We start from the raw sequence: 13786 nt of genomic DNA, 5'->3' as shown, positions 1-13786 counted from the left end.
CCCCGTCCTGCGACGATGGCCCACCGCCCGACCACCGCCTGGAGCACGCGATGTCCCCCTTGCACCTCTTCCGTCGTCTCGCCATCGCCGAGGCGGTGACCTGGGCCCTGCTCCTCGTCGGGATGTTCCTCAAGTACGTCACCGAGACGACCGAGCTGGGCGTCCGGGTCTTCGGCATGGTCCATGGAGTGGTCTTCATCGCCTACTGCCTGGGCGCCGTCTTCGTCGCCGTGAACCAGCGGTGGCGGCTCGGCACCACGGTGCTCGCCCTGGCGAGCGCCGTGCCGCCCTTCATGACCGTGTGGTTCGACCGCCGGGCCGAGCGGCGTGGTCAGCTCGACGGCCCGTGGCGACTGGCCCCTGGCGGTGAGGCACCGAAGAGTGCCCCGGAGCGGGTGCAGGCGTGGATGCTGGCGCGACCGATGGCCGCGGCGGGCGCCGCTGCCCTCGCGGTCGGCGCCCTCACCCTGCTGGCCCTGCTCGTCGGTCCGCCCCCGTCGTCGCCGAGCTGACGACCGTCGTCGGAGCGGTCTCGACCCGGCCATCCGGGAGCGATTTCAGTGGTGGGCTTCGGCTCAGGTAGCCTCCTCGGCGGAGGATTCGCATAGTGGCCTAGTGCGCACGCTTGGAAAGCGTGTTGAGTGAAAGCTCTCAGGGGTTCGAATCCCCTATCCTCCGCCACAAACCAGGTCCCGTGCTCGGGTGCGTGACGGGTCGACCACGCTCGACGAGGCCGACCCGTCAGGCACCGGCGTCGTCCGGAGGAGCCGCACCGCATGGCCCGACAGATCAACTGGCGCGGAGTCCTGAGTCCCGACGGTCCCGGCGACGGGCGTCCGGACGACACCACGTGGCGTCCCGGCTCACCGTTGGTCCCGCCACGGTCGATCATCGACGCGGTGCGCCTGATGCAGTTCGGTGCGGCGCTCGAGGTGCTCGAGGTGGTGCGCGGCTTCCTCACCCGTGGTCAGCTGCGCGACGCGATCCGTCACGAGGTGGCGGTGGGCAAGCTGCCGGCCACCAACGCCGACATCGAGGGCGTGCTGCGGTTCACCCTCGGCCTGACGACCGCGGTCGCCATCGTCAGCTGCCTCATCTGGCTCGCCATGGCCCGGGCCACGGCCCGCGGGTCACGGTGGGCGCGGATCATCGCCAGCGTGCTGTTCCCCCTGTCGCTCGGACTGTTCGCGGGTGCCCTGCTGCCCACCGCCGGGCTGTTCGCGCGCACCCTCGCCCTCGGGCTGCTCCTCGTCGGCGCCTGGACGCTCGTCCGCCTGTGGCACCGCGACTCCAGCGCCTACATCCGCTACCAGAGCACCCCGAAGGACTGACCCACCGACCACCGGGGCGCCGCGCCGATCACCCCGACCGGCTCGGCCACGAGGCAGCTAGAGGCACGGTGGCCCGTTCGCTCTGGCGGGTCGCGGCGTGGTGGCCCACGATGGCGACATGGGCAACGGTGACTACCGCGCGGCATACCGGCAGAGCCTCGAGGACCCCGAAGCGTTCTGGGGCCGGGCCGCCGAGGCGATCGACTGGATCACTCCCCCACCGCGGGTGCTCGACGACGACCGGCCGCCGTTCTACCGCTGGTTCACCGGCGGCACCCTCAACACCTGCTTCAACGCGCTGGACCGGCACGTGGCCGCGGGGCGTGGTGACCAGCCGGCGCTGCACTACGACTCCCCGGTGACCGACACCCACCAGACCATCACGTATGCCGCGTTGCTCGACCGCGTCGCGACGTTCGCCGGCGCGCTCGCGTCACTGGGGGTCGGCAAGGGCGACCGGGTCGTCATCTACATGCCGATGGTGCCCGAGGCGGTCGTCGCGATGCTCGCCTGCGCCCGGCTGGGGGCGGTGCACTCCGTGGTCTTCGGCGGCTTCGCGCCGGCCGAGCTCGCGGCCCGCATCGAGGACGCCAAGCCGGTGGTGATCGTGGCCGCGAGCTGTGGTGTCGAGCCGACGCGAGTGGTCGAGTACAAGCCGCTGCTCGACGCCGCCCTCGACCGCAGCTCGCACAAGCCGGAGTCGGTGATCGTCCTGCAGCGCGAGCAGGCTCGTGCCGCCGTCGGCGAGCGCGACACCGACTGGGAGGAGCTCGACTGGGACGAGCTGGTCGCCGACGCCGAGCCCGCCGACTGCGTCGAGGTGGGGGCCACCGACCCGCTCTACATCCTCTACACGTCAGGGACGACGGGGCGGCCGAAGGGGATCGTCCGCGACAACGGCGGTCACGCGGTCGCCCTGCGCTGGTCGATGGGCAACGTCTACGGCATCGAGCCGGGCGACACCTGGTTCACCGCCAGCGACGTCGGCTGGGTGGTGGGGCACTCCTACATCGTCTACGCGCCTCTGCTGACCGGCGCGACAACCGTTCTGTACGAAGGGAAACCGGTCGGCACGCCGGATGCGAGCGCGTTCTGGAAGGTGATCGCCGACCATGGGGTGAAGGCGATGTTCACCGCGCCCACGGCATACCGGGCGATCAAGCGCGACGACCCAGACGGCGAGCTGATGAAGGGTCACGACCTCTCCACGCTCGAGACGGTGTTCCTCGCCGGCGAGCGCCTCGACCCCGACACCTACGCGTGGGCGACCGATCGACTCGGGGTGCCGGTCGTCGACAACTGGTGGCAGACCGAGACGGGCTGGCCGATCGCCGCGAACCTGCGCGGGCTCGAGCCGATGCCGATCAAGCCGGGGTCGCCGACCGTGCCGACCCCCGGCTTCGACGTGCGCATCCTCGGGGAGGCCGGCCAGGAGCTCGGGGCCGGCGAGGAAGGCGCCATCTGCATCCGGCTGCCCCTGCCCCCCGGCACCCTGCCGACCCTCTGGGGTGACGACGACCGGTACGTGTCCGGCTACCTGTCGGCGTTCGATGGCTACTACCTCACCGGCGACGGCGGCCTGGTCGACGAGGACGGCTACCTCTACGTGATGGGTCGCACCGACGACGTGCTCAACGTCGCGGGCCACCGGCTCTCGACCGGCTCGATCGAGGCGGCACTGGCCGGGCATCCCGCCGTGGCCGAGTGCGCGGTGATCGGCGTCCACGACGACCTCAAGGGACAGGTGCCGCGGGCGCTGGTGGTGCTCAAGGCCGGCGTCGACGGCGAATCCGACGGAGAGCGCATCCGCACCGAGCTCAAGCAACGGGTGCGCGACGAGGTCGGTGCCATCGCGTCGCTGCAACGGGTCGACGTCGTCGCCGCGCTGCCCAAGACGAGGTCGGGCAAGATCCTGCGCAAGACCATGCGGGAGATGGCCGACGGCAGGACACCCACGGTCCCCGGCACGATCGAGGATGCCTCGGTCCTTGAGACCCTCGGACCCGTGTTGTCCTCGCCCGCCTAGCCTGACGGGGTGCAGGGAGTCCTCAACGGTTTCACCACCATCGGCCTGGTCATTGCCGTGGGCGCCCTGCTGGCCCACCTGAGGATCGTCGACCTCGGCGCGCAGCAGGTCCTGTCACGGCTGGCCTTCTTCGTCGCCAGCCCGGCCCTCATGGTGGTCACGCTCTCGCGGGCCGACGTCCACCAGGTGCTCTCCGCGAACCTGGGCGCCTCTGCTGCCGGCGTGGTGGTCGCCGGTGGCGTGTACGTCGTGCTGGCGCGCACGCTCTGGCACCGCTCGATGGGTGACACGACCATCGGCGCCCTCTCGTCGTCCTACGTCAACGCCGGCAACCTCGGGATCCCGGTTGCCAGCTACGTGCTGGGCGATGCGGCCTTCGTGGCGCCGACGCTGCTCTTCCAGCTGCTCGTGTTCCAGCCCGTGGCCCTGGGCTTCCTCGACGCCGATGCCCGCGGTGGTCGCTCGTCCTGGTGGCAGCTGCTGACCAAGCCGTTCCTGAATCCCCTGACCGTCGGCTCCCTCATCGGCCTCGGGCTGTCACTCACCGGGTGGACCCTGCCCACGATGGTCTCCGCGCCACTGGGGCTGCTCGGCGACATGGCCGTGCCCTCGATGCTGGTCGCCTACGGCATCGCGTTGCGGCTGGGCCCCGGGCTCGGGCGCACCGGTTCGGTGGCCGAGCTGGTCACCACGTCGTCGCTCAAGCTATTCGTGCAGCCCCTGGTCGCGTGGTTCGTCGCCAGCGTGGTGCTGGGAGTCGACGGCCACGCGCTGCTCGCGATCGTCGTCACCTCGGCGCTGCCGACCGCCCAGAACATCTTCGTGCACGCCACCCGCTACGACCGGGCGACGGTCCTGGCCCGCGACACCATCCTCATCACCACGATCGGCGCCGTCCCCGTCATCCTGCTCGTGGCCGCCCTCCTCGGCTGAGGCGTCGGCGGGTGGGGATGGGTCGTCCGGTATGCCGCGTGCTAGCGCGAGCGGCGCGCGGTGCCGAAGATCGAGCGGGTGATCTCGCGACCGATGACCGTCCCGGCCGAGCGAACCATCGACTTGAACGCGCTCGACTTCACCACCTGCTCGACGATCCCCGGCTCAGGCTTGGAGGACTGCCGTGCCTGAGTCGGCCTGGACGTGCTGGCTTGCGTCCCGGCACCGCTCGGAGCGGGCGCGGGGGCCTGCTCGGGCGTCGGCGCCTGCTGGAGCCTGGCCTGGAGCTTCTCGTAGGCGGACTCGCGGTCGACCATCGCGGCATACTTCGAGCCGATCGCGGACGCGGCGATGACCTGCTTGACGGTCGCCTCGTCCGACGGCGCCATCAGCGACTGCGGGGCGATCATGCGGGTCCAGGCGACCGGCGTGGGGGCGCCGCGTTCGGAGAGCACGGTCACGACTGCCTCACCGGTGCCGAGCGAGGTGAGCAGCTTGGCGAGGTCATAGCCGCTGTGCGGGTAGGTCGACACGGCGGCCTTGAGCGCCTTGGCGTCGTCGGGCGTGAACGCGCGCAGGGCGTGCTGCACGCGGTTGCCGAGCTGCGCGAGCACGTCCGAGGGCACGTCCTTGGGCGACTGCGTCACGAAGAAGACGCCGATGCCCTTCGACCGGATCAGCCGCACGGTCTGCTCGATCGCGTCCTGGAACGCCTTGCTCGCATCGTTGAACAGCAGGTGCGCCTCGTCGAAGAAGAAGACCAGCTTCGGCTTGTCGACGTCGCCCACCTCAGGCAGGTCGTGGAAGAGGTCGGCCAGCATCCACATGAGGAAGGTGGAGAAGAGGGCCGGTCGATCCTGGACGGCCGGCAGCTCGAGGCACGTGACGAGGCCCTTGCCGTCGGCGGCCGTTCGCAACAGGTCCTGCGTATCGAACTCGGGCTCGCCGAAGAACGCCTCGGCGCCCTGGTCGGAGAACGCGATGAGCTCGCGCAGGATGACGCCGGCCGTCGCCGAGGACAGTCCACCGAGCGACTTGAGGTCGGCCTTGCCCTCGTCGGAGCTGAGGAACGCGATGACCTCGCGGAGGTCCTTGATGTCGAGGAGCGCGAGGCCGTTCTTGTCGGCGTAGTGGAAGACCAGTCCGAGGCTGGACTCCTGGGTCTCGTTGAGCCCCAACACCTTCGAGAGCAACGTGGGCCCGAAGGACGTGATGGTGGCGCGAATCGGGATGCCGTTGCCGAGGCCGCCCAGCGACAGGAACTCGGTCGGGTATGCCGTGCCGACCCACTGCTGCCCCACGTCCGCCGCGCGGGCGGCGACCTTGTCGTTCGCCTGCCCGGCCGTCGCGAGACCGGAGAGGTCACCCTTGATGTCGGCGAGGAAGACGGGCACGCCTTGGCCCGAGAGCTGCTCGGCCATGAGCTGCAACGTCTTCGTCTTGCCCGTGCCGGTCGCGCCCGCCACCAGGCCGTGCCGGTTGAGGGTGGACAACGGGATGCGCACGGGGGCATCGGGATACGCCTTGCCGTCGATCACGGTGGCGCCGAAGTGGAGGGCCCCACCCTCGAAGGAGTACCCGGCGCGGATCTCGTCGAGCTGCGCGTTGTTCGCGCCAGCCGGCTCTGAGGGGGTCTGCGAAGGTGTCGTCTCGGTCACCTTCGGCACTCTAGTGGCGCGTCCACGCACCCGGGCAGGTGTACGGCAGACCCTGCCGGCGACGCCTCGACCCACGCCACCGTGCGGGCACGCCTCGGGCCGCGCACGCGGCATACCCTTATGGTGGCGGGGTGATCTTCAAGAAGGTGGGCGAAGGGCGTCCGTACCCGGAGCACGGGAAGCAGACCCCTCGCGACTGGGCTGACGTCCCTCCGCGCATGGTGCGGCTCGACGAGCTCGTCACCACGAAGCGCACGCTCGACCTCGGCCACCTGCTCGCGGAGGACTCCACGTTCTACGGCGACCTCTTCGCCCACGTGGTCGAGTGGAAGGGCACGCTCTACCTCGAGGACGGTCTGCACCGCGCGCTGCGAGCCGCGCTTCAGCAGCGACCTACCCTCCACGCGCGCGTCCTCGTGCTTGACTGACCCCAGGCATGTCGGGGCCGCGCTGACGCGGGCGGAGGTGGGTACATGAGTTACGTCGTCGAGTCGGGGTCGTCGCGCGCCCGCCGGGCGCGCCGCCGCAGGGCGCTCATCACCCTCGGCGTCGTCGCGCTGATGCTGTTCTTCGCGTTCTGGTACGCCTACTCCTACTACCAGGACAGCAACAAGGCGAAGGCGTCGCCCGCGCCCACCTGCACCGCGACCTCGACCGTGAAGACACCGGCCCAGGTCACCGTGAACGTCTACAACGCCACCGAGCGCAGCGGCCTCGCGGCCAAGACGGCAGCCGACGTGCGCAAGCGTGGATTCAAGATCTCCACGGTCAGCAACGACCCGCTGCAGCGCGACGTCACGGTGGCGGCCGAGGTCCGGTACGGGCCGACCGGGGCGTCCTCCAGCAAGTTGGTGCTGGCCCTGGTGAAGGGGGCGAAGGCGGTCAAGGACAGCCGCACCGACTCCTCGGTCGACCTCGTCCTCGGTGCGAAGTTCACCGCCCTGACGGCCCCGCCGAAGAAGCCGGCGGCGTCGGCCACCACCCCCACCTGCTGATGCCGGTCCGCTGACGCCGGTCCGCTGACCCGGACCGCTCGGCGCGGCAGGTCGCCGCTGGGCTGACCCAGTCCGGACGACCGTGGACAGGTGCCTGAGCCCCACGCACACTGATGCGGTGGAACCGATGACGGCGGTGCGCGCCCAGGTGGCCGACTCCTGGGTCAGGTCCGCCGCAGCCGGGGTGGAGGCCGACTGCGTGGAGGCGCCGATCACGCTGCCTGCCGACGCGCTGCGCGACCACCGCGAGGCACACCCGTTGGCCCAGGTGTTCCCGCTTCTCGACGACGTGCTCGGCCGGGCCGCCCGCGAGTGCGACGCGATCATGGCGGTGTCGGACGCCGCCGGGCAGCTCCTCTGGGTCTGCGGCACGCCCAGCGTGCTGCGGCGGGCGGAGAGCATCGGGTTCGTCGAGGGCAGCAACTGGGACGAGCGGCTCGCCGGCACCAACGCCCCCGGCATGGCGCTGGCCCTCGACCAGTCGGTCAACATCATCGGGGCCGAGCACTTCCGCCGCTCCGTCCAGCGCTGGAGCTGCGCCGCGACACCGATCCACGACCCGACCACCGCGTCCCTGCTCGGCGTCCTCGACATCACCGGGGGCGACCAGATCGTCGTCCCGCAGACGATGGCGATGGTCCGGGCTGCGGCCCGGATGGCCGAGGCCGAGCTCGCGCGCGAGCTGCTCACCCGGGGCGCCGACCAGCCGCACCAGTCGTCGTCACGGCTGACCGCAGCCGTCCACGCCCTCGGTCGCGACGAGGCCCTGCTGACCGTGGACGACGGTCGCGGCCACCCGCGCACGGTGCGGCTCAGCCGCCGGCACAGCGAGATCCTGCTCCTCTTGGCGTCCGCACCCCGCGGCCTCTCGGGCGACGAGCTCGGGGTGCTGCTGTACGAGGAGGACGTGACGTCGTCGACGTTGCGGGCCGAGCTCAACCGGCTGCGGTCGCTCCTCGGTGACGACCTGCTGGCCTCGCGGCCCTACCGGCTCGCGGCCGAGGTCACGGCGGACTGGCTGGCCGTCGAGGCCCATCTCGCGGCGGGCGCAGTCGGCGCCGCACTGCGCACCTATCGGGGACCGCTGCTGCCTGCCTCGACCTCACCGGGGGTCCGCCGGCTGCGGGGCAGCGTCGAGGGCCAGCTGCGACGCGCCTTGCTCGCCAGTGGTGAGCCAGACCTGATGTCGACCTGGACGCGCTCGGCGTGGGGCACCGACGACCACGAGATGTGGACCGCCCAGCTCGCCAACCTCGGCAACACCTCCCCGTTGCGGCCGCTGGTCGTCGGCCAGATCGCGCGCCTCGACCGCGAGCTCGGCGCCTGACCCGTCCGCGACTCGACGTCTCCGAGCAACCTTTGCTAGCAAAGGTTGCTGCTGGGGGGGCGTGCAACGTGGTCGCAACGTTGCGTTGCCTACCGTCACGGCAACCCCCACACGCGGGGCACCACCAAAGACGTTGGGAGAACAGCGATGACGGTCTACGCACCCCCCGGAACCGAAGGCTCGAAGGTCACGGTCGAGCCGCGCTACGGGCACTTCATCGGCGGCAACTGGGTCGAGCCGAAGAAGGGCGAGTACTTCGAGAACATCTCACCGGTGACCGGCCGGGCCTTCACCGAGGTCGGTCGCGGCACCGCCGAGGACATCGAGGCAGCCCTCGACGCAGCGCACGCCGCAGCGCCGGCCTGGGGCAAGACTTCGCTCGCCGAGCGCGCGCTCGTCCTCAACAGGATCGCCGACCGCCTGGAGGAGAACCTCGAGGCCCTGGCGATCGCCGAGACCTGGGACAACGGCAAGCCGGTCCGCGAGACCCTGGCCGCCGACCTGCCCCTCGCGATCGACCACTTCCGCTACTTCGGTGGCGTGCTGCGCGGCCAGGAGGGCAGCAGCTCGGAGATCGACGAGAACACCGTCGCCTATCACTTCCACGAGCCCCTGGGCGTCGTCGCCCAGATCATCCCGTGGAACTTCCCGATCCTGATGGCCACGTGGAAGCTCGCTCCCGCGCTCGCGGCCGGCAACGCCGTCGTCCTCAAGCCGGCCGAGCAGACCCCGTGGTCGATCCTCAAGGTGCTCGAGCTGATCGGCGACCTCATCCCGGCCGGGGTGCTCAACGTGGTCAACGGGTTCGGCGTCGAGGCCGGCAAGCCGCTCGCCAGCTCCAACCGCGTCGCCAAGGTCGCCTTCACCGGTGAGACCACCACGGGCCGACTGATCATGCAGTACGCCAGCCAGAACATCATCCCGGTCACCCTGGAGCTCGGCGGCAAGAGCCCGAACGTCTTCTTCGACGACGTGGCCCAGAGCAGCGACGCGTTCTACGACAAGGCGCTCGAGGGCTTCACGATGTTCGCGCTCAACCAGGGCGAGGTCTGCACCTGCCCGTCGCGCGCCCTCGTCCAGCAGTCGATCTACAGCGACTTCGTGGGTGACGCGATCGAGCGCGTGGAGAAGGTCAAGCAGGGCAACCCGCTCGACACCGACACGATGATCGGCGCGCAGGCCAGCAACGACCAGCTCGAGAAGATCCTGTCCTACCTCGACATCGGCCGTCAGGAGGGCGCCAAGGTGCTCACCGGTGGCGAGCGCAACGTGCTCGACGGCGACCTCGCCGAGGGCTACTACGTCACCCCCACCGTCTTCGAGGGCAACAACTCGATGCGGATCTTCCAGGAGGAGATCTTCGGACCGGTCGTGTCGCTCACGAGCTTCACCGACGAGGCTGACGCCCTCGCGATCGCCAACGACACCCTCTACGGCCTCGGCGCAGGCGTGTGGACCCGCGATGGCGCCCGTGCCTACCGGATGGGCCGCGGCATCAAGGCGGGTCGGGTCTGGACGAACTGCTACCACCAGTATCCCGCGCACGCTGCGTTCGGCGGCTACAAGCAGTCGGGCATCGGGCGTGAGAACCACAAGATGATGCTCGACCACTACCAGCAGACCAAGAACCTCCTGGTCTCCTACTCCCCCGACGCCCTCGGCTTCTTCTAGATCGATGACGTCACCGGAGGCTGCCCCCGACGCCGACACCGATCCCAGCTCGGTCTCGGCGCCGGACCCGCAGCTCACCCGGGTCGACTTCACGGGTGCGGCGGCGGACCTGCTCCGCCGCCTCACCGTGAAGCACGGCCCGCTCATGTTCCACCAGTCCGGCGGCTGCTGTGACGGCAGCGCCCCGATGTGTTACCCCGAAGGCGAGTTCATCACCGGCGACGCCGACGTCCACCTGGACAACCTGACCGTGGGCGGGCTGCTCGACCCGATCGAGTTCTGGATGTCGGTCTCGCAGTATGAGTACTGGAAGCACACCCACCTCACCGTCGACGTCGTCAAGGGACGCGGGAGCGGCTTCTCGGTCGAGGCGCCGGAGGGGGTCCGGTTCCTGATCCGGTCACGCCTGATGAGCGAGGACGAGCTGCGCGCCTTCGACCTGCTCTGACGCCACCACAGACCGAGGTATGCCGCGTGGGCCACTGGCCGCGCGGCATACCTCCGGTTCGCGGAGCGGCGCCCCCACGGGGCGCACCGTAGGCTCGCTGCATGATCACGGTGGAGCTGTCGCGCAGCCTGAACCACGGCGGTGTGCTGTGGGAACCCGCTCCCGGCGACCGGTTCACCATCGACCAGCCCAACGTGGTCGGCGAGGTGTTCTGGATCAGCCACCTGACGATCGACGTGCACACCTTCAAGGGGCAGCCCCTGCTCGGCTTCAACGGCACGACGGAGTGGGCCCTCGACTCGGTCACGCTCGACACCGCGCTCTGGATGCCACGCGAGGACCAGCTGCGCGACCTCATCGGCGAGCGGCTCGTGTCGCTGAGTCGCGAGGACGGGCAGTGGCTCGTGACGGTGGAGACCGAGGAGGGGCGCGAGACCTACACGGATCCTGACCCCGAATGCGCCTACGCGCTGGCCCTCCTCAGCCTCACCTGAGGGCGCCTCAGTGGGAGGTCGCCATCGTCCCCTTGTGGTGCGACCGGGTCACCTGGAGGTCGGCTGCACCGACCACGAGGACGACCGCGCCGACGATCCAGGCGGTCCACGCCATCGGCCGGGTGCCGCTGAACCCCATGACCCAGGGAGCCGCGATCATGCAGGCGCCCAGGAGGACCGTGAGTCCCTCGACGGACATCATGTCCGGCCTGAACAGCTCGATCAGAGCCAGGACTGCGGTGACGGCACCCAGCACGACCATGGTCATGGTCGCCCGGTCAGTCGTGGTGGTCCACCACGGCGAGAGGGCTGCGTAGGCGCCGGCGATCAGAGCAATGAGATCCTGTGGATGGTTCCATCGCTTCATGGTGGTCACAACCACCTTTCCTTGAAGGCGGTCCGTCGATCCGAGGCGGGCCGAACACCTTGATTGTCCTCCCGCCCAACGCTTTTGGCTATCTTCGGCCGTCTCCGTAGGACGGGGCGCGCACGCCCTGTCGCGAGTCGCTTCCGGTCCGGGTCATGACGACCCCATCCGCTTGAGGGTGGCGAGCCGGCGCTCGTACTCCTGCTCGTCGATCTCACCGGCCGCGTAGCGCTCAGCCAGCTTGGCCTCGCCGGCGCGGGTGCCGGCGTAGCCCTGCACCTGGCGCCACCGACGGATGCCGAAGAAGCGGAAGCTGGCGAAGATCCCGATGATGAAGAGCAGCCACAGGAAGGGGAAGATCGGCCACCAGGGACCGGGTCCGTTCCAGGAGGGGTCGTGGGCGGCGAGGGTGTTCGCAGTGGCGATGACGGTGGTCATGGTGACTCCTTGGTCGGATTGAGCTGACTCCTCAATCCTTCGGCGGGAGAACGCTTTCCGAATCCCACAGGGGGCGGCACCTCAGCTGCTCCCCCGGGCGTACGCCACGGACGGCAGCTACTCCTGCGACCACCCCGGGCGCACCAGACCGGACTCGTAGGCCAGCACCACGAGCTGGGCGCGGTCGCGGACGTGCAGCTTGATCATCGACCGGCTGACATGGGTCTTGGCGGTCGCGGGGCTGAGGAAGAGCCGCTGGGCGATCTCGTCGTTGTTGAGCCCCTCGCCCACGAGGGCGACGACCTCACGCTCTCGCTCGGTCAGCTCGCCGAGCCGGTCCGCGGCCGGGGCCACGTGGGGGCGGCTGCGGGTCGCGAACTCGCCGATGAGGCGCCGCGTGACGCCGGGCGACAGCAAGGCGTCGCCCGCGGCCACCGCGCGGATGCCTCGCAGGAGCTCGGCCGGCTCGGTGTCCTTGACGAGGAACCCGCTGGCCCCGATGCGCACCGCCTCGAAGACGTACTCGTCGAGGTCGAACGTCGTGAGCACGACCACCCGCGTGCCTGAGAGGCGCTCGTCGGCCGCGATCTGCCGGGTCGCCTCGAGCCCGTCCGTGCCGGGCATCCGGATGTCCATCAGCACGACGTCCGGCACGGTCTGCCGGACCAGCGCCACCGCCTCGGCACCGTCGGCCGCCTCGCCCACGACCTCGATGTCGTCCTCGGCGTCGAGCAGCGCCCGGATCCCGGCCCTGAGCAAGGCCTGGTCGTCGGCCAGCACCACCCGGATCATCGTGGACCGCCGGTCGGGAGGTCGGCCTCGACCCGGAGGCCTCCGCCGGCCGCCGCCTCGACCCGCAGCTCGCCGCCGAGCGCTCGCGCCCGCTCCTGCATGCCGCTGATCCCGTTGCCCTGCCTGAGGTTCGGTAGCCCGGCTGCGCCGTTGCCCTCGTCCTCGATCGTCAGGGAGAGCACCTCGTCACCGTAGTGGAGGGTCACGGCGGCCCGGGTCGCGTGCGCGTGCCGGACGATGTTGGTGATCGCCTCCTGCACGATCCGGTATGCCGCGAGCTCGACTGCCGCGGGAAGGGCCCGCGCCTGCCCGCTCACCGTCTTGGTGACCTGGAGGCCCGCATGGCCGCTGCGCTCGACGATGTCGTCGAGCCCAGCCAGGTTGGCGACCGGTGAGCGCGGGGCCGGTGCGCCGTCGAGGCGCAGGACGTCGATGAGCGACCGGAGCTCGGTGAGCGCCTCCTTGCTGGCGTCGCGGATGGCGACGAGCGCCGGCTCGACCTGCTCGGGCCGCCGGTCAGCCAGGTGGAGGGCCACTCCGGCCTGCACGTTGATGAGCGACATGTGGTGCGCCACGACGTCGTGCAGCTCCTGGGCGATGCGCAGGCGCTCCTCCCCGGCCTGCCGCAGCCTCGTCTCGCGGGCGGCCTGCCGGTAGGTCGCGGCCCGGTCGCGCCAGCTCCGCCCGACCTCGGCGACGGCCAGCACGACCAGGGTCCAGGCCAGCAGCCCGCCGATGGCCTGCCACGACCACGCTGCCGAGTCGAAGACGAGGCGCCCGACGGCGTCACCGGCCAGCACCGCGACGGCGCCCGACCAGGCCGCTGTCCGGTGGCCACGCACGACCGTCACGACGAGCACGATCGCGAGGCCGAGGAACACGGGACCGTAGGCGTATCCGCGCGCGAGGTACACAGAGGCCGCGAGCGCGGTCGCCCCCAGGGCCAACAGCGGAAGCCGCCGCAGCACGGTGATGGCCACCGGCGCCACCAGGAGCAGGACGACGGCAAGGGCGTCGAGGGGGCGGCGGTCGGGCTGCCCGTGGGAGGCACCGAAGCTGCCACCGACCTGGATCAGGGCGACGGCGAAGGCGAGGAGGTAGCGCGCGGCGGGGTGTGCGCTGCCGGATCGGCCCCGCGGACCTCGCATCCACGGGGGACCCCAGGCCAGGTCGTCGGGCTCGCGCATGCCTGCCAGCGTAGGCATCCCCGTCAGGGCGTGGCGTCCCACGACGGTGGCAGCGCGGCATACTCCCGCGGACGTAGGCCCGCACCGCCCGCGGGAGGCAGGACGCGACATGCCGCGTG

15 protein-coding genes and 1 tRNA gene are annotated in these 13786 nt (G+C 70.6%); 11 read left to right on the top strand and 5 right to left on the bottom strand.

Features of this window, described 5'->3' with window-relative positions; genetic code table 11:
- Nucleotides 1-50: 50 nt before the first annotated feature.
- The 5 genes from AC1DWJ_RS05455 to AC1DWJ_RS05435 all read left to right on the top strand — a co-directional run bounded on the left by AC1DWJ_RS05455 (nt 51) and on the right by AC1DWJ_RS05435 (nt 4290).
- On the top strand, nt 51-512 hold the full coding sequence (locus AC1DWJ_RS05455; protein WP_477620198.1) for a DUF3817 domain-containing protein: 462 nt from the start codon (nt 51-53) through the stop codon (nt 510-512).
- An 81-nt stretch (nt 513-593) separates the two neighbouring features.
- Nucleotides 594-681: transfer RNA gene (locus AC1DWJ_RS05450), tRNA-Ser, on the top strand.
- Between the two features lie 95 nt (nt 682-776).
- On the top strand, nt 777-1331 hold the full coding sequence (locus AC1DWJ_RS05445) for a hypothetical protein (protein ID WP_477620197.1): 555 nt from the start codon (nt 777-779) through the stop codon (nt 1329-1331).
- 118 nt (nt 1332-1449) lie between these two features.
- Nucleotides 1450-3357 carry a propionyl-CoA synthetase gene (locus AC1DWJ_RS05440; protein WP_477620196.1) on the top strand — a complete coding sequence of 636 codons (1908 nt, stop codon included), beginning with the start codon at nt 1450-1452 and terminating at the stop codon, nt 3355-3357.
- Between the two features lie 9 nt (nt 3358-3366).
- Entirely contained in the window at nt 3367-4290 is a 924-nt protein-coding gene (locus tag AC1DWJ_RS05435; protein ID WP_457256138.1) for an AEC family transporter, read from the top strand.
- A gap of 41 nt (nt 4291-4331) precedes the next feature.
- Here AC1DWJ_RS05435 and AC1DWJ_RS05430 read toward each other — a convergent pair whose 3' ends face one another.
- A complete protein-coding gene (locus AC1DWJ_RS05430; RefSeq protein ID WP_477620195.1) occupies nt 4332-5948 on the bottom strand; it encodes a helicase HerA-like domain-containing protein in 1617 nt (538 codons plus the stop codon).
- A gap of 131 nt (nt 5949-6079) precedes the next feature.
- Between AC1DWJ_RS05430 and AC1DWJ_RS05425 the strand changes: the two genes are divergently transcribed.
- From AC1DWJ_RS05425 to AC1DWJ_RS05400, 6 genes are all read left to right on the top strand, one after another.
- A complete protein-coding gene (locus AC1DWJ_RS05425; protein ID WP_344135994.1) occupies nt 6080-6376 on the top strand; it encodes a type II toxin-antitoxin system VapB family antitoxin in 297 nt (98 codons plus the stop codon).
- Between the two features lie 45 nt (nt 6377-6421).
- Nucleotides 6422-6943, top strand: a complete 522-nt coding sequence (locus AC1DWJ_RS05420) for a LytR C-terminal domain-containing protein (protein WP_457256134.1) — start codon at nt 6422-6424, stop codon at nt 6941-6943.
- A gap of 127 nt (nt 6944-7070) precedes the next feature.
- Entirely contained in the window at nt 7071-8270 is a 1200-nt protein-coding gene (locus tag AC1DWJ_RS05415; RefSeq protein WP_457256414.1) for a GAF domain-containing protein, read from the top strand.
- 147 nt (nt 8271-8417) lie between these two features.
- Complete coding sequence (exaC, locus tag AC1DWJ_RS05410) at nt 8418-9941, top strand: acetaldehyde dehydrogenase ExaC (protein ID WP_457256133.1); 1524 nt, start codon at nt 8418-8420, stop codon at nt 9939-9941.
- Between the two features lie 4 nt (nt 9942-9945).
- Entirely contained in the window at nt 9946-10389 is a 444-nt protein-coding gene (locus AC1DWJ_RS05405) for a DUF779 domain-containing protein (RefSeq protein WP_457256131.1), read from the top strand.
- 101 nt (nt 10390-10490) lie between these two features.
- Nucleotides 10491-10883, top strand: coding sequence for a hypothetical protein (locus tag AC1DWJ_RS05400; RefSeq protein ID WP_457256130.1), 393 nt, complete (start codon nt 10491-10493; stop codon nt 10881-10883).
- Nucleotides 10884-10890: 7 nt separating this feature from the next.
- Here the strand turns inward: AC1DWJ_RS05400 and AC1DWJ_RS05395 are convergent, their stop codons facing one another.
- From AC1DWJ_RS05395 to AC1DWJ_RS05380, 4 genes are all read right to left on the bottom strand, one after another.
- Nucleotides 10891-11250 carry an SPW repeat protein gene (locus AC1DWJ_RS05395; RefSeq protein ID WP_457256413.1) on the bottom strand — a complete coding sequence of 120 codons (360 nt, stop codon included), beginning with the start codon at nt 11248-11250 and terminating at the stop codon, nt 10891-10893.
- 153 nt (nt 11251-11403) lie between these two features.
- Complete coding sequence (locus AC1DWJ_RS05390; RefSeq protein ID WP_457256128.1) at nt 11404-11688, bottom strand: SHOCT domain-containing protein; 285 nt, start codon at nt 11686-11688, stop codon at nt 11404-11406.
- A gap of 117 nt (nt 11689-11805) precedes the next feature.
- Nucleotides 11806-12480, bottom strand: coding sequence for a response regulator transcription factor (locus AC1DWJ_RS05385; protein ID WP_457256127.1), 675 nt, complete (start codon nt 12478-12480; stop codon nt 11806-11808).
- Nucleotides 12477-13667: a sensor histidine kinase gene (locus AC1DWJ_RS05380; protein ID WP_457256126.1), complete on the bottom strand. Its 1191-nt coding sequence runs from the start codon at nt 13665-13667 to the stop codon at nt 12477-12479. The genes AC1DWJ_RS05385 and AC1DWJ_RS05380 overlap by 4 nt, the downstream gene beginning before the upstream one ends.
- Nucleotides 13668-13786 lie beyond the last annotated feature (119 nt).

The organism is Pedococcus sp. P2_D7, assembly GCF_056404295.1.
The sequence above is the reverse complement of the archived record's forward strand: the minus strand, read 5'-3'. Positions and strand labels throughout refer to the sequence as shown.

Excerpts from the sequence above, each read along its gene's own strand:
- AC1DWJ_RS05455 (WP_477620198.1), top strand. The coding sequence starts at position 51 with ATGTCCCCCTTGCACCTCTTCCGTCGTCTCGCCATCGCCGAGGCGGTG.
- AC1DWJ_RS05445 (WP_477620197.1), top strand. The coding sequence starts at position 777 with ATGGCCCGACAGATCAACTGGCGCGGAGTCCTGAGTCCCGACGGTCCC.
- AC1DWJ_RS05440 (WP_477620196.1), top strand. The coding sequence starts at position 1,450 with ATGGGCAACGGTGACTACCGCGCGGCATACCGGCAGAGCCTCGAGGAC.
- AC1DWJ_RS05420 (WP_457256134.1), top strand. The coding sequence starts at position 6,422 with ATGAGTTACGTCGTCGAGTCGGGGTCGTCGCGCGCCCGCCGGGCGCGC.
- AC1DWJ_RS05415 (WP_457256414.1), top strand. The coding sequence starts at position 7,071 with ATGACGGCGGTGCGCGCCCAGGTGGCCGACTCCTGGGTCAGGTCCGCC.
- exaC (WP_457256133.1), top strand. The coding sequence starts at position 8,418 with ATGACGGTCTACGCACCCCCCGGAACCGAAGGCTCGAAGGTCACGGTC.
- AC1DWJ_RS05405 (WP_457256131.1), top strand. The coding sequence starts at position 9,946 with ATGACGTCACCGGAGGCTGCCCCCGACGCCGACACCGATCCCAGCTCG.
- AC1DWJ_RS05400 (WP_457256130.1), top strand. The coding sequence starts at position 10,491 with ATGATCACGGTGGAGCTGTCGCGCAGCCTGAACCACGGCGGTGTGCTG.
- AC1DWJ_RS05395 (WP_457256413.1), bottom strand. The coding sequence starts at position 11,250 with ATGAAGCGATGGAACCATCCACAGGATCTCATTGCTCTGATCGCCGGC.
- AC1DWJ_RS05390 (WP_457256128.1), bottom strand. The coding sequence starts at position 11,688 with ATGACCACCGTCATCGCCACTGCGAACACCCTCGCCGCCCACGACCCC.
- AC1DWJ_RS05385 (WP_457256127.1), bottom strand. The coding sequence starts at position 12,480 with ATGATCCGGGTGGTGCTGGCCGACGACCAGGCCTTGCTCAGGGCCGGG.
- AC1DWJ_RS05380 (WP_457256126.1), bottom strand. The coding sequence starts at position 13,667 with ATGCGCGAGCCCGACGACCTGGCCTGGGGTCCCCCGTGGATGCGAGGT.